The following is a 26,393-nucleotide window of genomic DNA, read 5'->3' on the forward strand; positions in this document are numbered from 1 at the left end:
ATTGACGAAACACCAACGCCCCTTTAGCTTCTTGCCCGTTGCACTTCGTACGTCATATATGAGACGCGATACATGAGATCTGAGAGTGCGTCATGACCTTCGCCCCCAGCCCCATCCCCTCCCGCACCCAGTACGTCCTGGAAGCGATCAAGCACGACATCCTCACCGGCGGTCTCAGACCGGGACAGGCGCTGGTCGAGACCGAACTCGCCGCGCGTTTCGGGGTGTCGAAGACCCCGGTCCGCGAGGCCCTGAAGACCCTCGCGGGCAGCGGGCTCGTGGTGATGAGCCAGTACAAGGGCGTCACCGTCCGCACCGTCGACGCGGAGATGGCCCGCGCCGTCTACGACGTACGACTCCTCCTGGAGCCCGAGGCGGTCCGCCGCGCCGTCACCTCCCGGGCCCCGCTCGACGCGGCGCACGACGCCCTGCTGCGCGCCGCGGGTGCCGACGACCCGGCCGAACGGTCCCTGGCCAACCGGGAGTTCCACCGCGCGCTCTACCTGCCCTGCGGCAACCCGCTGCTCGGCCGGATGCTCGACGAGGTCCGCGACCAGGCGGCCCTGGTCTCCACGGTCGCCTGGGCCGCCGTCCCCTCCTGGGAGCGCGAGGCCGCCGAGCACGAGGAGATCCTGCGGCTGGCCCTCGCGGGAGACGCCGACGGGGCGGGGCGGGCCGTGCACGACCACATCGCCTCGTTCGTCGAGCGCGCCTTCCCCCACTCCTCCCTGGACAGCGAATGAGCGCGCGACCGGCGCCCGGGGCAGTCGAGACGATGCGGGCCGCGCTCGCCGACGTCGTGGCCATCCCGGTCACCCCGTTCGCCGAGGACGGCTCCGTGGACACCGCCGCCCACCGCGCGCTGCTCCGCCGCCTCCTCGACGGGGGCGTCCGCACCCTCACCCCCAACGGCAACACCGGCGAGTTCTACGCCCTCACTCCCGGGGAGCGCCGCCATCTCGCCGAGGTGACCGTCGAGGAGGCCGGGGACCGCGCCGCGATCCTCGTCGGCGTCGGCCACGACGTGCCGACCGCCGTCGACGCCGCCCGGCACGCCCGCGCCTGTGGCGCCCAGATGGTGATGGTCCATCAGCCCGTGCACCCGTACGTCTCCGAGAGCGGCTGGGTCGACTACCACCGGGCCATCGCCGAGGCCGTCCCCGAGCTGGGCGTCGTCCCCTACGTCCGCAACCCGCTGCTCGGCGGGGCGCGGGTCGCCGAGCTGGGCGCCGCGTGCCCGAACGTCGTCGGCGTGAAGTACGCGGTCCCCGACGCGGCCCGGTTCGCCGGCTTCGCCCGGGACGCGGGCCTCGACCGCTTCGTGTGGGTCGCGGGTCTCGCCGAGCCGTACGCCCCCTCCTACTTCGCGGGCGGCGCCACCGGGTTCACCTCCGGCCTGGTCAACGTCTCCCCCGCGCTCCCCCTGGAGATGCTGGGAGCGCTGCGCGCCGGTGACTACCCGGCCGCCATGAAGGTCTGGGAGCGGATCCGCCGCTTCGAGGAGCTGCGCGCGGCGAACGGCAACGCGGACAACGTGACCGTCGTCAAGGAGGCCCTCGCCTCCCTCGGCCTGTGCCGCCGCGACGTCCGCCCGCCGAGCCGCGCACTCCCCGAGAGCGAGCGGCCCGAGGTCGCGGAGATCGCCGCCGGGTGGCCGATATGAACGAGGGTCCGGACACGGCCGGCACGGGCACACCGGAAGCGGACACCGCCGGCGCGGGCGGGACGGCCCCGGACACGGCCGCCGCGGAGGCCCCCCGCCGCCCCGAGGAGCTGCGCAGTCACCAGTGGTACGGCACCGACGGGGTCCGTTCCTTCAGTCACCGCGCCCGCACCCGGCAGCTCGGCTATCTGCCCGAGGAGCACCTCGGCAAGCCGGTGATCGCGATCCTCAACACCTGGTCCGACATCAACCCCTGCCACGTCCACCTCCGCGACCGGGCCCAGGCCGTGAAGCGCGGGGTGTGGCAGGCCGGCGGCTTCCCGCTGGAGTTCCCGGTCTCCACCCTCTCGGAGACCTTCCAGAAGCCGACTCCCATGCTGTACCGCAACCTGCTGGCGCTGGAGACCGAGGAGCTGCTGCGCTCGTACCCGGTGGACGGGGCGGTGCTGATGGGCGGCTGCGACAAGACGACCCCGGCGCTGCTGATGGGGGCGGCCTCGGTCGACCTGCCGACGGTGTTCGTCCCGGCGGGGCCGATGCTGCCGGGGCACTGGCGGGGCGAGGTCCTCGGTTCGGGCACGGACATGTGGAAGTACTGGGACGAGAAGCGGGCCGGGCGCATCGGCGACTGCGAGATGGCGGAGCTGGAGAGCGGTCTGGCCCGCTCCCCCGGTCACTGCATGACGATGGGGACGGCGTCGACGCTGACCGCCGCCGCCGAGACCCTGGGGGTGACGGTGCCGGGCGCCTCCTCGGTGCCGGCGGTGGACTCGGGGCACGACCGGATGGCGGCGGCCTCGGGGCTGCGGATCGTGGAGCTCGTACGGCGGGACCTGCGGCTCTCGCGGATCCTGACGAGGGAGGCGTACGAGGACGCGGTGGCCGCCGTGCTCGCGCTCGGCGGCTCCACCAACGCGGTGATCCATCTGATCGCGATGGCCGGGCGCTCCGGGGTGAAGCTGACGCTCGACGACTTCGACCGGATCGCGAGGACGGTGCCGGTGCTGGCGAACCTGCGGCCGGGCGGCCGGTTCCTGATGGAGGACTTCCACTTCGCCGGCGGGATGCCCGGCTTCCTGTCGCGGCTCACCGACGTGCTGCACCTGGACCGGCCGACCGTCTCCCACGCCACCCTGCGGGAGCAGCTCGACGGCGCCCTCGTCCATGACGAGGAGGTGATCCGCGACCGTTCCAGGCCGCTGGCCCCGGAGGGCGGGGTGGCGGTGCTGCGGGGCAACCTCTGCCCGGACGGTTCGGTGATCAAGCACATCGCGGCCGAGCCCCGGCTGCTGAAGCACACCGGTCCCGCGGTCGTCTTCGACGACTACCGGACGATGCAGCGGACCATCGACGACCCGGCGCTCGGCATCACCCCGGACCATGTGCTGGTGCTGCGCGGAGCGGGCCCCAAGGGCGGGCCGGGGATGCCGGAGTACGGGATGCTGCCGATCCCCCGGTACCTGCTGGAGCAGGGGGTGCGGGACATGGTGCGGATCTCCGACGCCCGGATGAGCGGGACGAGTTACGGGGCGTGCGTGCTGCACGTGGCGCCCGAGTCCCATGTCGGCGGCCCGCTCGCGCTCGTCCGCACGGGTGACACGATCACCCTCGACGTGGCGGCTCGTTCCCTCCATCTGCACGTCCCGGACGAGGAGTTGGCGGAACGCCGGGAGGCGTGGACGCCGCCGCCGGTCCGTTACGAGCGCGGCTACGGCGCGCTGTACATGGAGCAGATCTCCCAGGCCGACACCGGCTGCGACTTCGCGTTCCTGGCCCGGCCGGGCGCCACCCCGGATCCGTACGCCGGCTGAGCCTCCCGGGTACCGCCCGGGCCGCGGCACCTGCCCGCGCCCCCCTCACGCTCGGCCCGCCCCCACCCCCGCCCGACCTCTCGCACGACGTTCGCGCAGCGCTTCACCGAGAACGGAGCCGCCGTCATGGCCTCAGCTGTGACCCCATCGCCCCGAGCCCTCAGGGCTCGGCCGCGCCATCGCACGGGAGCGACCCCCCGCCGACTGCCGTACCTCCTGATCGCCCCCGCCGGACTGCTGATGCTGGGCTTCATCGCCTATCCCGTGCTCAGCGTCTTCTACTACAGCCTCCAGCACTACAACCCCACGAAGCCCTGGCGGAACGGCTTCGCGGGTCTGGACAACTTCGCCCGGATCTTCACGGACGACCCCGCGTTCTGGGGGACGCTGACCTTCAGCCTCAAATGGGTCGTCGTCGAGGTGACGCTCCAGCTGCTCTTCGGTCTGGCGCTCGCCCTGATCGTGAACCAGACGTTCGTCGGCCGCGCCCTGGGCCGCGCCCTGGTCTTCTCGCCGTGGGCGGTCTCGGGCGTCCTGACCTCCGCGATCTGGGTCCTGCTCTACAACTCCCAGACGGGCATCAGCCGTTACCTGGCGGACCTGGGCCTCGGCACGTACGGCACGTCCTGGCTCTCCGACACCGCGACCGTGTTCCCGGCGGCGATCGTCGCCGACCTCTGGCGTGGGGTCCCCTTCTTCGCCATCCTCATCCTGGCCGACCTCCAGTCCGTACCGAAGGACCTGTACGAGGCGGCCGAGGTCGACGGGGCGGGCCGGATACGGCAGTTCGTCCACATCACCCTGCCGCACATCCGGGACGCGATCGTCCTGTCCACGCTGCTGCGCGCGGTCTGGGAGTTCAACAACGTCGACCTGCTGTACACGCTGACCGGCGGCGGCCCCGCGGGCGAGACGACGACCCTGCCGCTGTACATCGCCCACACCAGCGTCGACGCCCATGACTTCGGATACGCCTCCGCCCTCACGACGGTGGCGTTCGTGATCCTTCTCTTCTGCTCGATGGTCTATCTGCGCCTGAGCAAGTTCGGAGGCGACGGCAAGTGAAAGCCGCCCGGCACAGGGCGTGGGACGAGGTACCCCGATGGCAGATCTATCTGCCCCTCGGGATCTACCTCCTCTTCACCCTCATCCCCTTCTACTGGATCCTCCTCTTCGCCGTGCGCCCCGCCGGCTCCACCTCCCTGCTGCCCTGGCCGATGACGACCGCGCACTTCGAGAAGGTGTGGAACGAGCGCAGCTTCGGCGTCTTCTTCCAGAACAGCCTGCTCATCGGGGTGGCGGTGCTGGTCAGCACCACCGTCGTCGCCCTGGCCGGCGGGTACGCGCTGGCCCGTTTCGACTTCCGGATCAAGAAGGGCTTCCTGCTGGCCCTGCTCTGCTCCCAGTTCGTGCCGGGGGCGCTGCTCCTCGTGCCGCTCTTCCAGATCTTCGCCGAGCTGCGGATGATCAACTCGCTCGGCAGCGTGATCATCGCCGAGACGGTCTTCCAGCTCCCGCTGTCGATGATCCTCATCAGCGGCTTCATCAGGAACGTGCCCTCCTCCCTGGAGGAGGCGGCCTGGGTGGACGGCTGCAACCGGTTCCACGCCTTCCGGATCGTCGTCCTCCCGCTGCTCCGGCCCGGTCTGGTCGCCGTCGGCTCCTTCGCCTTCGTCCACGCCTGGAACCACTTCCTCTTCGCCCTGATGTTCCTCAGCAGCCAGGACAAGCAGACGATCCCCGTCGGCCTGAACACCCTCATGGGCGCCGACAGCGTCGACCTAGGGGCGCTCGCCGCGGGCGGGGTCGTCGCCGCCGTCCCCGTGGTCCTCGTCTTCGCCTTCATCCAGAAGTGGCTGGTCACCGGATTCAGCGCCGGGGCGGTGAAGGGATGAGCATCCTCCACACCGAGGCGGAGGGACCGGACACCGCACGCACCCCGCTGCCCGTCGTCCTCGCGGGCGCCCGAGGCCACGGCCGCAGCCACCTCCTCAACATCCGCCGCCTCGAAGAGGCCGGGCTCGTCCGCCTCGCCGGGGTCTGCGAGCTGCGTCCCCTCGACGCGGCCGAGCTCGACGGCTTCGGCGCCCCGGCGCAGTCCGCCGACCTCGACGCGCTGCTCGCCGCCACCGGCGCCCGGATCGCCGTGCTCAGCACCCCCATCCAGACCCATGCCGACCTGGCCCTCGTCGCCGCCCGGCACGGGGCGCACCTCCTCCTGGAGAAGCCGCCCGCCCCGTCGTACGCGGAGTTCCGCCGGATGGCCGACGGGGTCGCGGCGGCCGGGGTCGCCTGTCAGATCGGCTTCCAGTCGCTCGGTTCGCACGCGGTGCCCGCGATCCTCCGGATGGTCGAGGAGGGCGCGATCGGCGCACTCCTCGGCGTCGGCGGGGCGGGGGCCTGGGTCCGCGACGAGGCCTACTTCCGGCGCGCGCCCTGGGCGGGCCGCCGCCGCCTCGACGGGGTCGACGTCGTCGACGGGGTGCTCACCAACCCCCTGGCGCACGCGGTCGCGACGGCGCTCGCGCTGGCGGGCGCCTCCCGGGCCGAGGACGTCGAGCTGGTCGAGACCGAGCTGCTGCGGGCGCACGCGATCGAGTCCGACGACACCTCAGGGGTACGGGTCGTGACCTCGGCCGGCGTCCGGGTCGCGGTCGCGGCGACGCTGTGCGCCGAGAAGTCCGCGGAGCCGTACGTGGTCGTGCACGGCAGCCGGGGCCGGATCACCTTCTGGTACCGGCAGGACCGGGTCCTCGTGCAGCGCGGCGGGCACGGGCCGGTGGAGACCGAGTACGGCCGCACCGACCTCCTGGAGAACCTCGTCGCCCACGTCACGGACGGCGCCCCGCTGTGGGTGCCGCCGGCGGAGACGGGTGGGTTCATGCGGGTGGTCGAGGCGGTACGGACGGCCCCCGAGCCCCGGGAGATCCCCGCCGCGCACTGGCACGGCGAGCCGGGCGACGGCGGACCGCGCCGGGTCGTCCACGGGGTCGACGCCCTGGTGGGCGCGGCCGCCGACGGACTGAAGCTGTTCTCCGAACTCGGCGCCCCCTGGGCTCCGTCGCCCCGGGCGGGCGTCCGATGACCGCCGGGCCGGCGACGGTCCTGCGCTGCCGGGGCCGTACCGTCGCCCGCTACACGATCCGGCCCCGGCTCGCCCCGGACCACTCCCCCCGTCCGTACCTCCACCCCGTCACCACACTCGCGGGGCGGCCGGTCACCGAGAGCGTGCCCGCGGACCACCCGCACCACCTCGGGGCGGGCGTGGCCGTGGCCGATGTCGCCGGGTACGACTTCTGGGGCGGGCGCACCTTCGTGCGCGGCCGTGGCCCGGTCGCGCTCGACAACCACGGGGTGCAGCGGCACGAGCGGTTCACTCGGTGCGGGCCGGACGGGTTCGTGGCGGAGCTGAGCTGGACGGCGGGCGGCGAGCGGCTGCTCGGGGAGCGCCGCACGGTGGCGGTCACCGCGCTCACCGACACCGCCTGGGCGCTCGACCTGGCCTTCTCGCTCACCAACGTCTCCGGCCGTGAGCTGTCGGTCGGCAGCCCCGCGACGAACGGCCGGCCGGGCGCCGGGTACGGGGGCTTCTTCTGGCGCGCGCCGAAGGAGGCGAGGCCCCCGGCGGTGTTCGCGGCCTGCGCCGTGGGCGAGGAGGCGGTGCACGGGGTGCGCGCGGACTGGGTGGCGCTCGCCGGCGAGGACTGGACCCTGGTGTTCGCCGGGGCGACGGCTCGGACCCGTGAGGACCCGTGGTTCGTCCGCGCGGCCGAGTACCCGGGGGTCGGCTCCTCCCTCGCCCACGAGACCCCGCTTCCGCTGGGCGCCGGGGAGACCGTCGTGCGGCGGGTGGTGACCGTCGTCGCCGACGGCCGCCTGGACCGGGCCGGGGCCGCGGCCCTGGTACGCGGGGCGGTGGCGTCATGACGGGGGGCCACGGCGGTAGGGCGACGCACGGAGCGCACGGCCGTGCGGCGGCGCTCGGAGCGTACGGCGGTACGGCGACGCCCGGGGCGTACGCGGGCCGTGCGGCGGCCGGGGACCTCGGTGACGGCACCTACCGCAATCCGGTCCTCGCCGCCGACTGGTCCGATCCGGACGTGCTGCGGGTCGGGGAGGACTACCACCTCACCGCGTCGAGCTTCGGCCGCTCCCCCGGGCTGCCGCTGCTGCACTCCCGGGACCTGGTCAACTGGACGCTCGTCGGCCACGCCCTGGAACGGCTGGAGCCGGCCGCCGCGTTCGGTGAGCCCCGGCACGACCGGGGGGTGTGGGCGCCCTCGCTGCGGCATCACGACGGGCGGTTCTGGATCTTCTGGGGCGACCCCGACCAGGGGGTGTTCCAGGTCAACGCCCCTTCCGTACGCGGCCCGTGGACGCCCCCGCACCTGGTGAAGGCGGGCCGGGGTCTGATCGACGCCTGCCCGCTGTGGGACGAGGAGTCGGGCGAGGCGTACCTCGTGCACGCCCTGGCGAAGTCCCGCGCGGGGGTCAACAACCGGCTGATCGGGCACCGGATGAGCCCGGACGGCAGCAGGGTCCTCGACGGGGGCCGGGTCCTCGTCGACGCCGATCTGCTTCCGGGCTGGTTCACCCTGGAGGGGCCGAAGCTGTACCGGCACGGCGGCTGGTTCTGGATTCTCGCCCCGGCCGGGGGCGTGGCCACCGGCTGGCAGGGGGCGTTCCGGTCGCGGTCGTTCTTCGGCCCGTACGAGGAGCGGATCGTCCTGGCGCAGGGCGACACCGACGTCAACGGCCCGCATCAGGGCGGCTGGGTCCGCACCCAGCGCGGCGAGGACTGGTTCCTGCACTTCCAGGCGTCGGGGGCGTTCGGGCGGCTCGTCCATCTCCAGCCGATGCGCTGGGACGCGGACGGCTGGCCCGTGCTCGGCGACCACGGCGCCCCGGTGCGCGTCCACCGCAAGCCGGACCTGCCGGAGCAGCCGCGCGCGCGGCCGGCGGTGGACGACGCCTTCCCCGGCGGCCGGTTCGGCCGGCAGTGGCAGTGGACCGCCAACCCCGACGAGGGCTGGTCCTGCCGGCACTCGGGCGACGGCCTCCGCCTGGCCTGTGTGCGGACGGAGCGCGTGGACGACCTGCGCGGGGTGCCGCACGTCCTGACGCAGCGGCTGCCCGCCGGGGCGGGCCTGGTCGAGGTCGGGCTGCGGCTCGACGCGGAGGCCGCCGGGGCGCGTGCCGGGCTCGTCGTCCTCGGGGACGCGTACGCGTGGATCGGCCTGGAGCGTTCCCCGGACGGCACGGCGCGGCTCGTGCACCGCTTCACCCCGCCCGGCGCCGCCCGGGAACGGGACGCGGCGAGGCCTCGGGCGGTCCCCGCCGGCCGGGTGCTGCTGCGGATCGCGGTCACGGCGGACGCCCGCTGCCACTTCTCGTACGACACCGGCGAGGGCCCGGTCCCGGTCGGGCCCGAGTTCGCCGCCACGCCGTGGCGCTGGGTCGGCGCGCTGCTCGGCCTGTTCGCCGCGGCGCCCGGTGACGCGGGGCACGCCGGGGCGGGCGTGTTCACCGACTTCCGCGTCACCCCCGGCTGAGGGCCCCGCTGTCCACCGAGCACAACCCCACCCCACCCCCGTACCAACCCCACAGAAGAGAGCCGACGATGACCGTCTTCACCCGTGGAGGGCGCAGAGCCGCCCTCGCCCTCGCCCTGTCCGGCGTCCTCGCCCTGACCGCCACCGCCTGCGGCGACGACGGCAGCGGCGCGGCCGGCGACAAGGGCGCCGAGGGATCGGGCCAGGGAAAGATCACCTTCTGGGACAACAACGGCGGTGTCCGCACCGATGTGTGGAAGGAGATCATCGCGGACTTCGAGAAGGCGAACCCCGGCATCGACGTCGAGTACGTCGGGGTCGCCTCCAAGGAGGTCCAGTCGAAGTACGACACCGCGATCCAGGGCGGCGCGCTGCCGGACGTCGGCGGGGTCGGCGCGGCGATGCTCGCCGGGATCGCCGCGCAGAACGCCCTGGAGCCGCTGGACGCCCGGATCGAGGGCAGCGCGCTCAAGGGGAAGCTCAACGCCGGCATGCTCGCGAGCGTGAAGTCGGCGGGCGGCCGGGACAAGCTGTTCACCGTCCCCACCTCCGCCAGCAACGGCGTCCTCTACTACCGCACCGACCTGTTCAGGGCGGCCGGGCTGCCGGAGCCCCGTACCTGGTCGACGTTCTACGCGGCGGCGGAGAAGCTGACCGCCGCCGACAGGAACCGGTTCGGATACACGATCCGCGGCGGCGCGGGCTCGATCGCGCAGGCCCTGGACGCGATGTACGGCCAGAGCGGCATCACGAGCTTCTGGAACGGCGACAGGACCACCGTCAACGACCCGAAGAACGTGGCCGCGCTGGAGAAGTACGCCGGCCTGTTCAAGCGGACGACGCCCGCCGCCGACGTCAACAACGACTTCACCAAGATGGTCGCCCAGTGGGACAGCGGCCAGATCGGCATGCTCAGCCACAACCTGGGCTCCTACCAGGACCATGTGAAGGCACTGGGCCCCGGGAAGTTCCGGGGCATCCCCAACCCGACACTGGACGACGGCACCCGGGTGCAGGTCTCCAACCCGGTCGACGGCCTCGGGCTCTTCTCGTCCAGCAGGAACAAGGCCGCCGCCTGGAAGTTCATCGAGTTCGCGGCCTCGCACGCCTCCAACAGCAAGTGGAACAGGTCGGCCGGCGCCATCCCCGCCAACACGGAGGCGGCGCGGGACCCGTGGCTCCAGGAGGCGGAGCCGACGAAGCTCGGCGCCGAGGTCCTGTTCAGCGGCAAGGCCACGATCGTGGAGCTGCCGTACTACCTGCCCGACTGGAACACCCTCTCCAAGGCGGAGAACGAGCCCGCCTTCCAGAAGGTCCTGCTCGGCACGTCCACGGCCCGGGAGTTCCTCGACCACCTGGCCGAGCGGCTGAACGCGGCGCAGGCCGAGTGGAAGCAGCAGAACCCGTGAGCGTCGGCCGCCGCGCGGTGGTCACGGCCGGGGCGGGCCTCGCGCTCCCCCTGGCCGGGGCTCCCCCGGCCCGTTCCCAAGGACACCCCCGTATGCGCACCCTCTTCGTCGCGGGCGACTCCACGGCCGCCCTCAAGTACGCCGACGCCGCGCCCGAGACCGGCTGGGGCATGGCCCTCCCCTTCTTCCTCCACCCGGACGTGACGGTCGCCGACCACGCCGTGAACGGGCGCAGCACCAAGAGCTTCCTCGACGAGGGGCGGCTCGAACCGATCCTGGCGGCGCTCCGCCCCGGTGACCTGCTCCTGGTCCAGTTCGGCCACAACGACCAGAAGGTCGCCGACCCGACCCGGTACACCGAGCCGTGGACCTCCTACCGGGACAACCTGCGCGTCTTCGTCGAGGGCGCGCGTTCCCGGGGCGCCCTCCCGGTGCTCGCCACCTCCGTCGAGCGGCGCCGGTTCGACGTCGACGGGACCGCCCTGCGCACGCTCGGCGCGTATCCGGCGGCGATGCGGGAGACCGCCCGCGAGGCGGACGTCCCGCTCCTGGACATCGAGGCGCTGTCGCTCGCGCTGTGGCAGCGGCTGGGCCCGGAGGCCACCAAGACGTACTTCAACTGGACGGCGACCGAGCAGGACAACACCCACTTCAACCCGCCGGGCGCGATCGAGGTGGCCCGGCTGGTCGCCGCCGAGCTGCTCCGCACCCATGTCCTGACGCCGCGCGAGACGCGCCGCCTGGACGACGCGATACCCACCCGCTGGATCACCTGGCCCGAACCCGAGGAGAACCGACCATGAACCGGACCACGAACCGGAGCGGGAACCGGAGCACCGACCGGACCACGAACCGCGGCACGAACCGGAGCGCGCGCCTGGGAGCGGTGGCCGCGGCCGCCCTCCTCCTGACGGTCGTCACCCCCGCGGCCGGCGCCCGGGCCGTCCCCCGGCCGGGCGGGGACCCGGCCCGCGCGACCCTCCCTGCCGGTGACGGCTGGGCGTCCGCCGGTACGGGCACCACGGGCGGATCGGCCGCCGTCGCCTCCCGGGTCTTCACCGTCACCACCTGGGAGGAGTTCCGGGCCGCGCTCGCCGTGCCCGGCACCGAGCCCCGGCTCGTCCGGGTGGTGGGCACGCTGAACGCCACCGCCGCCGGCTGCGCCGCCTTCGAGGCCCCCGGCTACGACTTCGCCCGCTACCTCGCCGACTACGACCCCGCCGTCTGGGGGTACGAGAACGAGGTCAGCGGCCCCCAGGAGGACCTGCGGGCGGCCTCGGCCGCGGCACAGGGCGAGGCGATCAAGGCGAAGGTCCCCGCGAACACCACGATCGTCGGAGTCGGGAGGCACGCGGGGATCACCGGCGGCAGCCTCCAGGTCACGGGCGTGGACAACGTCGTAGTCCGCAACCTGACCATGGAGTCCCCGCTCGACTGCTTCCCGCAGTGGGATCCCACGGACGGTGCGACCGGCGCCTGGAACTCCGAGTACGACAGCCTCGTCGTGTACGGCTCCACCCATGTCTGGATCGACCACAACACCTTCACCGACGGGGCCCACCCGGACGGTTCGCTGCCCTCGTACTACGGGGAGGTGTACCAGCAGCACGACGGCGAGCTGGACGTCGTGCGGGGCGCGGACCTCGTCACGGTCTCCTGGAACGTCTTCACCGACCACGACAAGACCCTGATGATCGGCAACAGCGACAGCGCGGGCGCCACCGACCGGGGCAGACTGCGGGTCACCCTCCACCACAACCTCTTCGACAACGTGGTGGAACGCGCGCCCCGGGTCCGGTTCGGGCAGGTCGACGCGTACAACAACCACTTCGTGGTGCCGGGTTCCGCGTACGTGTACAGCTTCGGCATCGGCCAGGAGTCCCGACTGGTCGCGGAGAAGAACGCGTTCACGCTCGCCGCGGGCGTCCCCGCCGGACAGATCCTGAAGAAGTGGAAGGACGCCCCGGTCACCACCTCCGGCAACTACGTCAACGGCGTCCCGGTCGACCTGCTCGCCGCGCACAACGCGCGGTACCCCGCCGAGCAGCTCCGCGCGGACGCCGGCTGGACCCCCGTCCTGCGCACCCGGGTCGACCTCCCGAGGGCCGTCCCCGCCCTCGTCGACCACCACGCGGGCGCCGGCCGCCTCCGCTGAGCCCCCGGGGAGCACCCGTTCACCCCCGCCCGATACGGTGCCGCATCACCTGCTGTTGACGTTGCTGCGGGGCGGGCGCATCGAGGGGATCAGTATGGCGACGATCACGGTGGACGTGGCGGTTCCCGACGCGCTGCGGCCGGTCGTGGATGTGGCGGCGTTGCCGGCGGCCCTCGGTGACGCGGGGCCGGCGTGGCTGGTGCTGTCCGAGGGCGGACGGCTGGCGCGGTGGACGCCGACGACCGGCGAGGTGCGGGACGTGGCCCGGTATCGGGAGGAGAGGCCGGCGTCCGCAGCCGGTGGCGGCGTTCGGCTGCGGGTTCACGCGTCTCGATGCGGCCGTTGGGCGGCGGTGGTTCAGGACCGTGGCCGGTACGGCACCGTCGTCGATCTCACCAGCGGTTCGCCGGTGGTGACGTTCGACGGCGGGGACTACTGCTGTGAAACCGTCCCGTTCGCGTTGGCGTTCGCCGAGCACGGCGGCCGGCCGGTTGTCGTCCATCGCACCGACTGGAACCGCTTGGACGTCACCGATCTCGCGTCCGGGGAGGTGCTTACGGCGCGGGACAGCCCGGATGGAGAGGAGGAAGACGCGGAGTACGACCTCGACTACTTCCACGGCGCGCTGTCGCTGAGTCCCGACGGGACTCGTGTCTACGACGGCGGGTGGGTGTGGCAGCCGTGGGCGATGCCGGCGGTGTGGAGCCTGACCGCCTGGCTGCACGGCAACCCGTACGAGTCCGAGGACGGGCCCAGCCGTGCGGTGTATCCCGAGGTCTCGGAGTGGAACGGGCCGGTGGTGTGGATCGACGACGAACGGATCGCGGTGTACGACCGGGACGAGGCCGGCAGCGGTACCGTCCACGTCCTCGACCCCACCTCGATCGCACCGCACTCGCCGGGCGTCCGGTGGATCAGGGCGCTCGCGACGTTCCCCTGGCCGGTCGGCGATCTCGGCTTCTTCACCGACGGGGAGCATCTGCTGATCGCCGACGAGGCCGGTCTGCGGGGCGTCGACATCACCAGCGGACAGCAGGTGTTCGCGATCGACGGGTTCCGCCCGGCGCGTCAGGATCGGCATACCGGAACGCTGATCCAGGTCGGCGGCGCCACTGCCCGGTTGTGGACGCCGCCGGACTGGACCCCGCGCGCCGGCTGAGCCACCCTTTCCCGCCGCGTACCCCGGCGGCCTATTCGAGCAGTTCCGCGTACGAGCCCATGGCCAGGGCGATGTCCGCCTGGGCCCAGAACCGGTGGTACGTGAAGACGGGCGCGGCGCCGCCCGCGAGGTAGGCCTCGATCTTCGGCCGGGCCGGGTCGTCCTGGTAGAAGGTGCGGATCGAGGCGAAGGCGGAGGAGGTGCTCACCGGGGCGCCGTTCGGCATGGTGCCGGTCCAGGCGTTCGGCACGTGCACGGGGTCGTCGAAGCGGCTGTAGTCGGCGCGGGTCTCCGGGACGGCGATGCCCAGCGGGTCCCGGTGGTGGTCCCACATGCCGTCGAGAAGGGCCTTGGCGACGCGCTTCGCCTCGGCGTGGCCGGAGCTGGCCGCGTAGTAGGTGAGGGTCTTGGCGTACGCGGCGGCGACGCCGACGTCGACCTCGGCCTTCGCGCGGCCGGGGGCGGTCGCGGCGAAGACGGCCGAGCCGGTGCCGGTGGCCGCGGCGGCGACGGTGATGCCGACGGGCGCGGACTCGGCGGAGGCGCCGAGGCTGTCGTAGGCCTTGTCGTAGAGGGAGTGGGGCCGGTGGCGAGGCCGGCCGCGCCGAAGGTGAAGGGCGCGGTCGTGTCCGTACCGAGGAGGGTGGTGTCGCTGTAGAACGCCACCTTGCCGACGGTGGCGACGAGCGGCACCGGGTCGCCCTGGCTGTACACGGCTCCGGGGGCGGGGCTGGTGAGGACGGTCATCGGGGCCTGGTGGGCGCCCGTGCAGGGGGTGCCGTTGACCGCGAAGGAGGTGGGGCGGCGTTGGCGCCGCTGTAGGTGAACTGGGCACCGGTGGTGGCGACGGCGGTGAGGCCGAGGGGGAGGGGGGTGCGCCGCGGCCGGCGCGGTCAGCTGCCGACGGGGGCGCGTTCTCGGTCGGAGGCGTGGCATGGGGGTGGTTCTCCTCGCGGCTCTGGAGGTCGGGGGGAGCGAAGAGCGGAACCTGTACGGAGACAAGCTCTGAACCAGTGGGAGCGCTCCCACTGTGCAGTTGGGGCGCGGCGGCGTCAAGGTGCGTGAAGAGTCGAAGGCAATCGGCGGGGAATTTACCCAACACCTCTTTTGCTTGGCGTCAGTTGACGCTACGGTCTGCCCCGACCAGTGGGAGCGAATCCGTCCGGTCGGCACACCGTCAGGGGTGTGCCCTCGCTGCGAGGACTCGCTCATGCGACATCCCCCACGTCTGTTCGCGCTGCTCTCCGGAGCGGCGCTCACGATGGCGAGCACCGCGCTCGCCCTCATGGGTACGGCCTCAGGAGCCGCGGCCGCACCCGTCTGCACGGTGGAGTACTCGGTCGTCGGCCAGTGGGCCGGCGGCTACCAGGGCGCCGTCACCGTCACCAACGGCGGCGCCGCGCTGAACGGCTGGAGCCTCGGCTTCGGCTTCCCGGCCGGCCAGGTCGTCAGTCAGGGCTGGGGCGGCACGTGGTCCCAGACCGGGGCCGCCGTCACGGTCGTGAACGAGAGCTGGAACGCGGCACTCGGCACGGGCGCGAAGATCACGGGCGGCTTCGTCGCCTCGTGGTCGGGGGCCAACACGGCACCCACCGCGTTCACGCTCAACGGCACACCGTGCGCCACCGGCACGCCCCCGACGCCGACTCCCACACCCACACCCACACCCACACCCACACCCACACCCACACCCACACCCACCGAGTCGACCACACCACCCACCACACCCCCGACCACCCCTCCCACCACTCCCCCCACGACCCCCGCCCCCGTCACCGGCGCGCCCGAACTCGGCGTGTCCGGCAACAGGTTCACCGATCAGAACGGCGCGACCCGCCGTCTGCTCGGCGTCAACCGCTCCGGCGGCGAGTTCATGTGCGTCCAGGGCTACGGCATCTGGGACGGCCCCGCCGACGACGCCTCGGTGAAGGCCATCGCCGACTGGAAGGCCAACACGGTCCGCATCCCCCTCAACGAGGAGTGCTGGCTCGGCCTGGACAACATCAAGCCCGAGTACCGGGGCACCCCGTACATCAGCGCCGTCAAGGACCTGGTGACCAAGGTCCTCGCCCACGGAATGACCCCCGTGGTCGAACTGCACTGGACGTACGGCCAGTACACCGGCAACTCGGCGGGCTGCTCCGACGTGCACGCCACCTGCCAGAAGCCGATGCCGGACGCCCGGTACACCCCGGCGTTCTGGACCTCGGTGGCGAACACCTTCAAGAACGACAGGCGGGTCGTCTTCGACCTGTTCAACGAGCCCTATCCGGACCGGGCGACCTCCACCGCGACCCAGGCCTGGTCCTGCTGGCGCGACGGCGGAACCTGTCCGGGCATCGGCTACGAGGTCGCCGGCATGCAGGACCTGGTGGACGCGGTCCGCGCCACGGGGTCGAGGAACCTCCTCCTCGTCCCGGGCCTCGCGTACTCCAACGACCTGAGCCAGTGGCTCACGTACCGCCCCACGGACCCGGCGGACAATCTGGCCGCCGCCTGGCACGTCTACAACTTCAACACCTGTTCCGACGAGACGTGCTGGAACAACACCCTCGCCCCGGTGGCCGCCGAGGTACCCCTCCTCGCGGGCGAGATCGGCGAGAACACCTGCGGACACGCCTTCGTCGACCGCGTCATGAAGTGGTTCGACGACCGCGGCCTCTCGTACCTGGGCTGGACCTGGAACACCTGGAACTGCAACTCCGGTCCCGCGCTGATCAGTTCGTACGACGGCACTCCCACCGCATTCGGCATCGGGCTGCGCGACCACCTGCGCGGCCTCACCCCCTGAGGACCCCGAGGTCCCTCCGAAAGGAATCCCCACCCGCATGAGCCGCACCCGGAACACCAGCCGCACCGCCCTCCTGGCGGCCCTCGGCCTCATCACGGCCACCGGCGCCACGGCGACCGTCCTCGGCACCGCCACGGCCGGCGCCGCCGCCCCCGGCTGCAAGGTCGACTACCAGATCACCAACCAGTGGAGCACCGGCTTCGGCACCAACGTGACCGTCACCAACACCGGTGACCCGGTCGCCTCCTGGACCCTCGAATGGTCCTACGCGGGCAACCAGCAGGTCACCCAGGGCTGGAACGCCACGATCACCCAGTCCGGCGCCGCCGTCACCGCGAAGAGCCTCTCCTACAACGGGAGCCTGGCCACCGGCGGTTCGGCCTCCTTCGGCTTCAACGGCTCGTACAGCGGCACCAACGCCGTACCGGCCACCTTCAAGCTGAACGGCGTCGTCTGCAACGGCGCCACCGAGCCGACGACTCCCCCGACCACACCCCCCACCACTCCCCCGACGACCCCGCCGACCACTCCGCCCACCACGCCTCCGGCCGGCAGCAGGGCGGACAACCCGTACGCCGGCGCCAAGGTGTACGTGAACCCGGAGTGGTCCGCCAAGGCCGCGGCCGAGCCCGGCGGCAGCCGGATCTCCAGCCAGCCCACCGGCGTCTGGCTGGACCGGATCGCCGCCATCAACGGCTCCGCCACCTCCATGGGCCTGCGCGCCCACCTCGACGAGGCCCTCAAGCAGAAGGGCTCCGGCGAGCTCGTCGTCCAGCTGGTCGTCTACAACCTGCCGGGCCGCGACTGCGCCGCTCTCGCCTCCAACGGCGAGCTGGGCCCGACGGAGATCGGCCGCTACAAGACCGAGTACATCGACCCGATCGCCGCGATCCTCGCCGACTCCAAGTACGCGGGCCTGCGGATCGTCACCACGGTCGAGATCGACTCGCTGCCCAACCTGGTCACCAACGTCTCGGGCCGCCCGACGGCGACGCCCAACTGTGACGTCATGAAGGCCAACGGCAACTACATCACCGGCGTCGGCTACGCGCTCAAGAAGCTCGGCGCGATCGGCAACGTCTACAACTACATCGACGCCGGCCACCACGGCTGGCTGGGCTGGGACGACAACTTCGGCCCCTCCGCCGAGCTGTTCAGGCAGGCCGCCACGGCCGAGGGCTCCACGCTGTCCAACGTCCACGGCTTCATCGTCAACACCGCCAACTACAGCGCCCTGAAGGAGGACCACTTCACGATCAACGACAGCGTCAACGGGGTGTCCGTGCGCCAGTCGAAGTGGGTCGACTGGAACCGGTACACCGACGAACTGTCGTACGCCCAGGCGATGCGCGCCAAGCTCGTCTCGCTCGGCTTCGACAGCAACCTCGGCATGCTGATCGACACCTCCCGCAACGGCTGGGGCGGCACCGCCCGGCCGACCGCGGCGGGCGCGACCACCAGTGTCGACACCTACGTCAACGGCGGCCGCTACGACCGTCGCATCCACCTCGGCAACTGGTGCAACCAGTCCGGCGCGGGCCTCGGCGAGAGGCCGCAGGCGGCACCGGCCGCGGGCATCGACGCGTACGTCTGGATGAAGCCCCCGGGCGAGTCCGACGGCGCCAGCAAGGAGATCCCGAACAACGAGGGCAAGGGCTTCGACCGGATGTGCGACCCGACGTACACGGGCAACGCCCGTAACGGGAACAGCATGTCGGGCGCGCTGCCGGACGCCCCGGTCTCTGGCCAGTGGTTCTCGGCCCAGTTCCAGGAGCTCATGAAGAACGCCCACCCGGCGCTGTAACCCCGCCCCCGCGCGCGAGACCCCACGGGACCCGGCTCCCGTGGGGTCGTCGGCGCACCCACGGACGAGGACGCACCGCAGGCGAGGGTGCGCCCACCGACCGGAGGAGTACGCGCACCCGCAGGCATACGAATGCCCGGGGCCGTACGCGCACCCCGCCGCCTCCGTACGCCCGCGCCCGCCCTCAGCAGGACTCGCGCACGATCAGTTCCGTCGGCAGCACGCGCCGGCGCGGTTCCTCCGGCGCCTCCGTGCTCGCGTGGATCTCCTGGATCAGCATCCGGGCCATCGTGCGGCCCATCTCCTCGATGGGCTGCCGCACGCTCGTCAGCGGCGGGTCCATCAGCCGGGCCACCGCCGAGTCGTCGACCCCCACGAGCGCCACGTCCTCGGGGACCCGCCGTCCGGCCTCCCGGAGGACCCCCCGCGCGCCCGCCGCCATCACGTCGGACGCGGCGAACACCGCGTCCAGGTCCGGGCTGCGGTCGAGCAGCAGCCGCATCGCCCGCCGCCCGCCCTCCTCGGTGAAGTCGCCGACCGAGACGAGCGCCTCGTCGGGCGCGAGTCCGGCCTCGGCGAGGCCGGCCCGGTAGCCGCCGAGCCGGGCCCGTGCGACGTACATGTCGGGCGGCCCTGTGACGGTGGCGATACGGCTCCGGCCGCGGGCCACGAGGTGGGCGACGGCCGCCCGCCCGGCGCCGATGTTGTCGGAGTCGACATAGGCCACGGGCTCGGCCTCCGAGCGGCGGCCGTTCATGACGACCGGGAGGCCCAGTTCCCTGATCCGGTCGGGCAGCGGGTCGTCGCCGTGCACGGAGGCGAGCAGCACGCCGTCGACGCGCTGAGCGGCGAGGTACTGCTCGAAGCGCTGGCGCTCCTGCTCGCTGCGGACCAGGGTGAGCAGCAGCTGCTTGTCCGCGTCGGCGAGTTCGGCGCTCACCCCGCGGATGAGGTCGAGGAAGTACGGCTCCGCGAAAAGCCGTGCCTCGGCCTCGGGGATGACCAGCGCGATGGCGTCGGTGCGACTGCCGGCGAGGGCGCGGGCGGCCTGGTTGGGGACGTAGCCGAGTTCGGCGACGGCTCGGGCGACGGCCGTTCTGGTCTGTTCGCTCACCCGGGGAGAGCCGTTGATCACCCGGGAGACCGTGCCCCGGCCGACCCCGGCCCTGGCCGCGACCTGCTCCAGGGTCGGTCTGGCGTTCTGCCGTCCGTTCACAACCGCCGAGCTCCCCTCGTAGGACAACGTGCCGCTCACCAGGACCGCCATCAGCGATGGGAGCGCTCCCACACTAGTTCACCGGGCGCGACCGCGCCACGAGCATGTGTTCAGGAGATGACGGCCCCACCCCCGCACGGCGCCGCGAAACCCCGGGAAAACCTTCCGGTAACGAATCCGCGTTCATGTCTTGACACCCACACCCGCCAGGCAGCAACCTTCCGGCAACGACGTGGGAGCGCTCCCATCCGGGACGCGCACAGCCTTGCATCAGGTCCTGGCGGGCGCCGCCGAGCCGCGATCAGCCGGCCGGGCCTCTTGGCGCACAACGAGCACCACCTTTGGACGAGGAGAGTGGAATGCGCACTTCCAGCAGCAGACGCGGACGCCGTGCGGCGGTCGCGGCGGTCGCCGTCGTCGTGACCGGCACGGCCCTGCTCACCGGTTGCGGCAGCGACAGCGACGACGCCGCCCCGGGCGGCGGCAAGATCACGCTGCGGGTCGGGACCTTCGGTTCCTTCGGCTACGACGACAAGACCGGCGCCAAGCTCTACGCCGAGTACGAGAAGACCCACCCCAACATCAAGATCGAAGAGTCGAACGTCGCCGACGGCCAGAAGTACTGGGACACGCTGAAGCTGCGCCTCTCCCGCAACAGCGGCCTCGCGGATATCCAGGCCGTCGAGGTCGGCTTCATCGCCGAGGCGACCGGTCCCACCATGGCGGACAAGTGGGTCGACCTGAGCAAGGAGGGCGGTGCGGACATCGGCGCCTTCCTCGACTGGAAGGTGAAGCAGGCGACCACCGCCGACGGCAAGGTCATCGGTCTCGGCACCGACATCGGCCCGATGGCCATCTGCTACAACAAGGACCTCTTCGCCAAGGCCAAGCTGCCCACCGAGCGCGAGGCCGTCGCCAAGCTGTGGGCGGGCGACTGGGGCAGGTTCCTGGAGACCGGGAAGACGTACCAGAAGAACGCGCCCGCCGGCACCTCCTTCCACGACTCGGCGAGCGGACTGTTCAACGCCGTCGTCTCCAGCGACCCGGTGCAGTACGCCGACGCGAACGGCAAGCTGGACTGGGAGAACAGCCCCGGCGTGAAGAAGGCCTGGGAGACCGCCGTCGCGGCGGCGCAGGGCGGACTCACCGCCAAGCTCCGCCAGTTCGACGAGAAGGGCACCTGGAACGCGGCCTTCAAGAACTCGAAGTTCGCCACCGTCGCCTGCCCCAGCTGGATGACCGGCATCATCAAGGACCAGGCGGGCCCCGCCAACCAGGGCAAGTGGGACATCGCCGCTCCGCCGGTGGCCGGCAACTGGGGCGGCGCCTTCCTCGCCGTACCGAAGTCCGGCAAGCACGCCAAGGAGGCCGCCGAGCTCGCCGCCTGGCTGACCGCCCCCGCGCAGCACGCCAAGGTGTTCGCGGTCAACGGCAACATCCCCTCGTCCAAGGACACCCTCACCTCGTCCGCGGTCCAGGACGCCAAGCTGCCGTACTTCGGCGACACCCCGGTCGGCCGGATCTTCTCCGGCGCGGCGGCCCGCATCACGCCCGCCACGATCAGCCGCTACGACGGCCAGGTGAAGACCTTCCTCACGGACAACGGCATCCTCGACATCGAGCAGCGGGGCACCGACCCGGCCAAGGCCTGGGAGAACGTCAAGAAGCTGGTCGACGACAAGATCGACCAGTAGCGGGGGCGCCTGCCGGTCCGCCGCCCGCGGCGGCGGACCGGCACCGTCCGCACCACCGCACGCATCGACCTGGAAGGACGCCCCCGTGGCCACCTCCGTTCGGGCGCGGCCGGAAGGCTCCCCGCCGCCCGCACCGCCCTCCTCCCCCGGCCCGCGCCGCCGCGCCCCCTCGGGCGGCCTGCGCAGCACCCTCTACCGCTGGGACCTCAAGGCCGTCCCGTACGTCTTCGTCACCCCCTTCTTCCTCACCTTCGCCGCCTTCGGCCTCTTCCCGCTGATCTACACCGGCTGGCTCTCCCTCCACCGGGTCGAACTCGGCGGCGAGGCGCAGTGGAAGGGCCTGGAGAACTACACCGACCTCGCGACCAGCGAGTTCTTCTGGAACGCGCTGTTCAACACCTTCACCATCGGGGTCATCTCGACCGTCCCGCAGCTGCTGATGGCGCTGGGACTCGCGCACCTCCTCAACTACAAGCTCCGCGGCCGCGGTTTCTTCCGGGTCGCGATCCTCGCCCCGTACGCCACCTCGATCGCGGCGGCGACCCTGGTCTTCGCCCAGCTGTTCAACACCGACTACGGGCTCATCAACACCTTCCTCGACGTGGTCGGGCTCGGTCCGGTCGACTGGGAGGCCTCCCGGTGGCCGGCGCAGATCGCGATCTCCACGATCGTCACCTGGCGCTGGACCGGCTACAACGCGCTGATCTACCTGGCCGCCATGCAGGCCGTCCCGCAGGACCTGTACGAGGCGGCCTCGCTCGACGGGGCCTCGCGCTGGCGCCAGTTCCTCAGCGTCACGATCCCGTCGATCCGGCCCACCGTCCTCTTCACGATCGTCGTCTCCACCATCGGCGCCACCCAGCTCTTCGGCGAGCCGATGTTGTACGGCGGCAGCGTCGGCATCAGCGGCGGCAGCGGCAACCAGTTCCAGACGCTGAGCCTGCTCATGTACGAGAAGGGCTGGGTGACCGGCGCGCTGGGCCAGGCCTCGGCCATCGCCTGGGTCATGCTGCTGCTCCTGCTGGTCGTCGGCGGCGTCCAGGCGCTCGTCTCCCGTCACCAACGCAAGAAGCTGGGGGGCTGACCTCATGGCCCGCACACTCGCCACCCCGAGTCCGGCGCGCCCGGCGCCCGGGAGCGCCGCACCCGGCCGGCGCTCCCGGCGGTCGCCCGGACCCCGCCTCCGCCAGTCGGCCGGCCGGCAGCACCACGCCGGACCCCTGACGTACGTCCTGCTGATCGTCGCCGCCGTGGTCTCGCTCTTCCCGCTGTACTGGAACGTCGTCGCGGCCTCGCACACCGGCGAACGGGTCGTGGAGGCGCCGGCGCCGCTGCTGCCGGGCTCCCGTCTCCTGGACAACCTCACGTTCGCCTGGAACCAGGTCGACATGGGCGCGGCGCTGGTCAACACGACGATCGTGGCGAGCCTGGTGGCCGCGTCCACCGTCCTCTTCTCCACGCTCGCCGGGTTCGCCTTCGCCAAGCTGCCGTTCCGGGGCCGGGGCCTGCTGCTCTCGCTGGTGGTCGCCACCATGACGATCCCGCCCCAGCTGAGCGTCATCCCGCTCTACCAGATCGTCACCGACCTCGGCTGGGTCGACCAGCTCCAGTCGGTCGTGCTGCCCTCGCTGGTCGCCGCCTTCGGTGTGTTCTTCATGCGGCAGTTCCTCGTCGAGGCGCTTCCCGTCGAACTGGTCGAGGCGGCCCGGATGGACGGGGCGCACAGTCTCCGGATCATCTGGCACGTGGTGTTCCCGGTGGCACGGCCCGCCATGGCCGTGCTCGGCATGCTGGTCTTCGTCCAGGCGTGGAACGACTTCTTCTGGCCCTTCATCGCGCTCACCCCGGACGGCAACCCCACTCTTCAGGTGGCACTGGCCGGGCTGGGCGCGGGAAACCACACCGTGGACCACGCCGTCGTACTGACCGGCGCGCTGCTGTCCACCGTTCCGCTGCTGCTCGTCTTCGCCTTCCTCGGCAAGCACATCGTCGGCGGCATCACGGCAGGCGCCGTCAAGAGCTGACCGGCCGCGCCGATGCCTTCCCCGTACCGAACGTCCCTACCCCGTACCCGCGTTGGGAGCGCTCTCCTATGACCGCGTCCGAAACCCGGCCGCTCACCGCCACCCGTTCGTTCCCGTCCGACTTCCTCTGGGGCGCCGCCACCGCCGCGTACCAGATCGAGGGAGCCGCGGCGGAGGACGGCCGTACCCCGTCCATCTGGGACACCTTCTCGCACACCCCCGGCAAGGTCTTCGAGGGCCACACCGGTGACGTGGCCGTGGACCACTACCACCGGTTCCGCGAGGACGTCCGCATCATGTCCGAACTCGGCCTGAACGCCTACCGGTTCTCCGTCTCCTGGTCCCGGGTCCAGCCCACCGGGCGCGGTCCCGCCGTGCAGAAGGGCCTGGACTTCTACCGGTCGCTCGTGGACGAGCTGCTCGCCGCCGGGATCGAGCCCGCCCTCACCCTCTACCACTGGGACCTGCCGCAGGAGCTGGAGGACGCCGGCGGCTGGCCGGAGCGGTCGACGGCCGAGCGGTTCGCCGAGTACGCGGGGATCGTCGCCGACGCCCTCGGTGACCGGGTGACCCGCTGGACCACCCTCAACGAGCCCTGGTGCAGCGCCTTCCTCGGCTACGGCTCCGGGGTGCACGCCCCCGGCCGCACCGACCCGGTGGCCTCGCTGCGGGCCGCGCACCACCTCAACCTCGGGCACGGTCTCGCGGTCCGGGCCCTGCGGTCCGCGCTGCCCGCCGACCGGCAGCTCTCGGTCTCGCTCAACCTCCACGAGGTCCGCCCGCTGACGGGCTCCGCCGAGGACCGGGACGCGGCCCGCCGGATCGACGCCGTCGGCAACCGGATCTGGCTGGGGCCGATGCTGGAGGGCGCCTACCCCGAGGACCTGATCCGGGACACGGCGCGGGTGACGGACTGGTCCTTCGTCAAGGACGGCGACACCGCCACCGCCGGGCAGCCGCTGGACCTGCTGGCGATCAACTACTACACGCCGACCCTCGTCTCCCGGGTGCCCGAGGGGGCGGAGAAGCCGCAGGACGACGGGCACGGGAACAGCGACCACTCGCCGTGGCCCGGCGCGGACGACGTCGCCTTCCACCGGGCGCCGGGCGAGCGGACGGCGATGGGCTGGCCGGTCGACGCGAGCGCGCTGTACGACCTGCTGACCCGGGTGTCGGCGGCACATCCCGAACTCCCGCTGGTGATCAGCGAGAACGGGGCGGCGTACGAGGACGTGGTCGGCCCGGACGGCTCGGTGCACGACCCGGAACGCGCCGCGTACGTGCACGCGCATCTGGAGGCCGTCCACCGGGCGCTCTCGGACGGGGTCGACGTGCGCGGCTACTTCCTGTGGTCGCTGCTCGACAACTTCGAGTGGGCGTACGGCTACGCGAAGCGGTTCGGCGCCGTGCGGGTGGACTACGACACCCTGGAGCGGACCCCGAAGTCCAGTGCCCGCTGGTACGCGCGGGTGGCGCGGTCGGGCGAGCTGCACGCCCCCGACGGCGGCTGACCGCCGCACCCGCGAAGGGGGACCGCGCCGCGCACACGCGGGAGGGCCGCGCCGGACGAACCGGCGCGGCCCTGCTTCACGGTGTGGGCGACGGTCAGATGTCGACCACGCGGTAGCCGATGACGTAGACGCCGCCGGAGCCCTCCACGGAGCGCCACTGCGTCTCGGCGCCGACCTCGCTGCCGGTGACCAGGGTGGCGCCGAGCTTGTCGTCGCCGCTGGTCGAGTCGTAGTCCCAGAGGGTCAGGGTGCGGGCCTGCTCCTTGCCGAGGATCAGGGCCGCGTTGCCGTTGCCGTCGGCCATGGAGCGGACGTAGCCGCTTCCCATGGTCTGGTACTTGACGCCGTTTCCGGGCCAGACCTTGACGGCGTTGCCGTTGGCGTCGGTGATCTTGAGGTAGGCCTCGTCGTGGTCGCCCTCGCTGTTGACCTGGCAGTGCAGTTCGACGAGTTCGATGCGGACGTAGTCGATCGGCTCGGCCTGGGCGGCGCCGGCGAAGGCGCCGACGCTCCCGAGCGCCAGCAGGGCGGTGACGGCCGTGCGGACGAGTCGGTTCTTGCGCATGTGGTCCCCCCACATTCGGGTCACGTACGTGACGGTGGTCCCGGCCCGCCTCCTGACGGCGGGGCCGGTGTGCCGTTCCCCTCGGCACGACACCTACCGTGCCCGGCTTCCCCCGTCCGGTTCTACGCGCGTTCCACTGGGCGGAACGGCCCCGCACGGGTGTGGTTTCAGAGCACCAGAGCGGCGTGCGGGAGCGTCCTGCGGGGTCCGCTCCGCCCGAGCGTGCGAGTGATCGCGGCGCCGGCCTCGGCGACGGCGCGGGCGAGCCCGTCGAGCGGGCGGCCCGCCGGGACGAGGCCGGCGAGCGCCGCGACCGTACGCCCGTCCGGGGTGCGGACGGGCACCGCGGCGCAGCACACGCCGTCCATCACGTCCTCGCGGTCGAGGACGGCGCCGCCTCGCAGGGGCCCGCGCAGGGCCTTGCCCGCGGCGGTGTCCAGCCGGAACGCGATGCCGTCCCGTACGGGGAGCAGGGGTTCGAGGTCCCCGGGGACCGAGCCGACCGTGATCGCCATGTCCTCGCGCAGCACGGTGAGGACCACGCTCGCGCCGGTGGCGGCCCGGAGCCGCTGGAGCGGCAGCCGGGCGGCGGGCCGCAGGCCCGGGTGCGGTTCCCAGGACTGGCCGAGGCGGTAGAGCTGCGGGCCGACGCGGTAGCGGTTGCCCCTGCGTTCGACGGCGCCGAGCGTGACCAGCTGGTCGAGCAGCCGGTGGACGCTGCCCTTGGGCACCCCGCAGAGGAGGGCCAGTTCGGTCACCCCGGCCTCGTCGCCGCTCCGGCGCAGGGCGTCGAGCAGGGCGAAGGCCCCTTCGAGGACGCCCCGGCCCCGCGCGGGGACGGCGGCGCCGCCGGCATCCGTCCGGGCGGCGCCGTCACCTCCGCCTCCCGCTCCGATGCCTCCGTCGCCCGTGCCGCCGGGCCCGGCTCTGTGCGGTTCACGTCCTGTACCGGTGTCCATGAGTCCCCCTGACTCCGCACGCCCGGCCGCGGTCCCCCGATGGCACGCTCCGGGCCGGCGTCCACCATGCCGCAGAGGGG

The 26,393-nt window shown here is 72.4% G+C and carries 22 protein-coding genes and 1 pseudogene; 19 read left to right on the forward strand and 4 right to left on the reverse strand.

The features are described from left to right. Positions 1–92: 92 nt before the first annotated feature. The 12 genes from ASD33_RS20295 (at position 93) to ASD33_RS20350 (ending at position 13,749) form a co-directional block, all read left to right on the forward strand. Entirely contained in the window at positions 93–743 is a 651-nt protein-coding gene (locus ASD33_RS20295) for a GntR family transcriptional regulator (RefSeq protein WP_056562133.1), read from the forward strand. Continuing rightward, the gene (locus tag ASD33_RS20300) at positions 740–1,663 is read left to right on the forward strand and encodes a dihydrodipicolinate synthase family protein (RefSeq protein WP_056562136.1); all 924 of its coding nucleotides are present in this window, start codon (positions 740–742) and stop codon (positions 1,661–1,663) included. The genes ASD33_RS20295 and ASD33_RS20300 overlap by 4 nt, the downstream gene beginning before the upstream one ends. Further along, the gene (gene araD, locus ASD33_RS20305; RefSeq protein WP_242427135.1) at positions 1,660–3,474 is read left to right on the forward strand and encodes an L-arabinonate dehydratase; all 1,815 of its coding nucleotides are present in this window, start codon (positions 1,660–1,662) and stop codon (positions 3,472–3,474) included. The genes ASD33_RS20300 and araD overlap by 4 nt, the downstream gene beginning before the upstream one ends. Positions 3,475–3,600: 126 nt before the next feature. Continuing rightward, positions 3,601–4,539 (forward strand): sugar ABC transporter permease, encoded by a 939-nt coding sequence (locus ASD33_RS20310; RefSeq protein ID WP_056562139.1) that lies wholly within the window; start codon positions 3,601–3,603, stop codon positions 4,537–4,539. Continuing rightward, positions 4,536–5,369 carry a carbohydrate ABC transporter permease gene (locus ASD33_RS20315; RefSeq protein WP_242427136.1) on the forward strand — a complete coding sequence of 278 codons (834 nt, stop codon included), beginning with the start codon at positions 4,536–4,538 and terminating at the stop codon, positions 5,367–5,369. Before ASD33_RS20310 ends, ASD33_RS20315 begins: the two co-directional genes overlap by 4 nt. After that, entirely contained in the window at positions 5,366–6,559 is a 1,194-nt protein-coding gene (locus tag ASD33_RS20320; RefSeq protein WP_056562145.1) for a Gfo/Idh/MocA family oxidoreductase, read from the forward strand. Before ASD33_RS20315 ends, ASD33_RS20320 begins: the two co-directional genes overlap by 4 nt. Continuing rightward, positions 6,556–7,401, forward strand: coding sequence for a PmoA family protein (locus ASD33_RS20325; protein WP_056562148.1), 846 nt, complete (start codon positions 6,556–6,558; stop codon positions 7,399–7,401). Before ASD33_RS20320 ends, ASD33_RS20325 begins: the two co-directional genes overlap by 4 nt. Continuing rightward, positions 7,398–9,026, forward strand: coding sequence for a glycoside hydrolase 43 family protein (locus ASD33_RS20330; RefSeq protein WP_056562152.1), 1,629 nt, complete (start codon positions 7,398–7,400; stop codon positions 9,024–9,026). The genes ASD33_RS20325 and ASD33_RS20330 overlap by 4 nt, the downstream gene beginning before the upstream one ends. 68 nt (positions 9,027–9,094) lie before the next feature. After that, the gene (locus tag ASD33_RS20335; RefSeq protein WP_056562155.1) at positions 9,095–10,435 is read left to right on the forward strand and encodes a sugar ABC transporter substrate-binding protein; all 1,341 of its coding nucleotides are present in this window, start codon (positions 9,095–9,097) and stop codon (positions 10,433–10,435) included. Then, positions 10,432–11,238, forward strand: coding sequence for a rhamnogalacturonan acetylesterase (locus ASD33_RS20340; protein WP_056562158.1), 807 nt, complete (start codon positions 10,432–10,434; stop codon positions 11,236–11,238). Before ASD33_RS20335 ends, ASD33_RS20340 begins: the two co-directional genes overlap by 4 nt. Continuing rightward, entirely contained in the window at positions 11,235–12,590 is a 1,356-nt protein-coding gene (locus ASD33_RS20345; RefSeq protein WP_079044893.1) for a polysaccharide lyase family 1 protein, read from the forward strand. Before ASD33_RS20340 ends, ASD33_RS20345 begins: the two co-directional genes overlap by 4 nt. Before the next feature lie 94 nt (positions 12,591–12,684). Continuing rightward, a complete protein-coding gene (locus ASD33_RS20350; protein WP_157870059.1) occupies positions 12,685–13,749 on the forward strand; it encodes a hypothetical protein in 1,065 nt (354 codons plus the stop codon). Positions 13,750–13,780: 31 nt separating this feature from the next. On the opposite strand, the pseudogene ASD33_RS34360 reads toward ASD33_RS20350, so the two are convergent. Beyond that, positions 13,781–14,185: pseudogene (locus tag ASD33_RS34360) on the reverse strand (glycoside hydrolase family 48 protein); the annotation flags it as partial. Here ASD33_RS34360 and ASD33_RS35840 point away from each other — a divergent pair. From ASD33_RS35840 to ASD33_RS20365, 3 genes are all read left to right on the forward strand, one after another. Continuing rightward, the gene (locus tag ASD33_RS35840) at positions 14,157–14,309 is read left to right on the forward strand and encodes a hypothetical protein (RefSeq protein ID WP_199863576.1); all 153 of its coding nucleotides are present in this window, start codon (positions 14,157–14,159) and stop codon (positions 14,307–14,309) included. The pseudogene ASD33_RS34360 and the gene ASD33_RS35840 sit on opposite strands and share 29 nt — an antisense overlap. 650 nt (positions 14,310–14,959) lie before the next feature. Further along, complete coding sequence (locus tag ASD33_RS20360) at positions 14,960–16,540, forward strand: cellulase family glycosylhydrolase (RefSeq protein ID WP_079044894.1); 1,581 nt, start codon at positions 14,960–14,962, stop codon at positions 16,538–16,540. A gap of 37 nt (positions 16,541–16,577) precedes the next feature. Further along, complete coding sequence (locus ASD33_RS20365) at positions 16,578–18,344, forward strand: glycoside hydrolase family 6 protein (protein ID WP_056562167.1); 1,767 nt, start codon at positions 16,578–16,580, stop codon at positions 18,342–18,344. A 184-nt stretch (positions 18,345–18,528) separates the two neighbouring features. Here the strand turns inward: ASD33_RS20365 and ASD33_RS20370 are convergent, their stop codons facing one another. Further along, positions 18,529–19,560, reverse strand: coding sequence for a LacI family DNA-binding transcriptional regulator (locus ASD33_RS20370; RefSeq protein ID WP_199863558.1), 1,032 nt, complete (start codon positions 19,558–19,560; stop codon positions 18,529–18,531). A 359-nt stretch (positions 19,561–19,919) separates the two neighbouring features. On the opposite strand from ASD33_RS20370, the gene ASD33_RS20375 reads away from it, so the two are divergent. The 4 genes from ASD33_RS20375 to ASD33_RS20390 all read left to right on the forward strand — a co-directional run bounded on the left by ASD33_RS20375 (position 19,920) and on the right by ASD33_RS20390 (position 24,789). Next, the gene (locus ASD33_RS20375) at positions 19,920–21,254 is read left to right on the forward strand and encodes an ABC transporter substrate-binding protein (RefSeq protein WP_056562171.1); all 1,335 of its coding nucleotides are present in this window, start codon (positions 19,920–19,922) and stop codon (positions 21,252–21,254) included. Between the two features lie 85 nt (positions 21,255–21,339). Next, a complete protein-coding gene (locus tag ASD33_RS20380) occupies positions 21,340–22,338 on the forward strand; it encodes a sugar ABC transporter permease (RefSeq protein WP_056562174.1) in 999 nt (332 codons plus the stop codon). Positions 22,339–22,342: 4 nt separating this feature from the next. Then, positions 22,343–23,278 (forward strand): carbohydrate ABC transporter permease, encoded by a 936-nt coding sequence (locus ASD33_RS20385; protein ID WP_056562177.1) that lies wholly within the window; start codon positions 22,343–22,345, stop codon positions 23,276–23,278. A gap of 68 nt (positions 23,279–23,346) precedes the next feature. Further along, positions 23,347–24,789: a GH1 family beta-glucosidase gene (locus ASD33_RS20390; protein ID WP_056562180.1), complete on the forward strand. Its 1,443-nt coding sequence runs from the start codon at positions 23,347–23,349 to the stop codon at positions 24,787–24,789. Between the two features lie 94 nt (positions 24,790–24,883). Here ASD33_RS20390 and ASD33_RS20395 read toward each other — a convergent pair whose 3' ends face one another. Continuing rightward, positions 24,884–25,354 (reverse strand): hypothetical protein, encoded by a 471-nt coding sequence (locus ASD33_RS20395; RefSeq protein ID WP_242427137.1) that lies wholly within the window; start codon positions 25,352–25,354, stop codon positions 24,884–24,886. Between the two features lie 167 nt (positions 25,355–25,521). Beyond that, positions 25,522–26,313 carry a helix-turn-helix domain-containing protein gene (locus ASD33_RS20400; protein WP_056562186.1) on the reverse strand — a complete coding sequence of 264 codons (792 nt, stop codon included), beginning with the start codon at positions 26,311–26,313 and terminating at the stop codon, positions 25,522–25,524. Between the last annotated feature and the right edge of the window lie 80 nt (positions 26,314–26,393).

The organism is Streptomyces sp. Root1304, assembly GCF_001426405.1.
Taxonomy (GTDB): Bacteria; Actinomycetota; Actinomycetes; order Streptomycetales; family Streptomycetaceae; genus Streptomyces.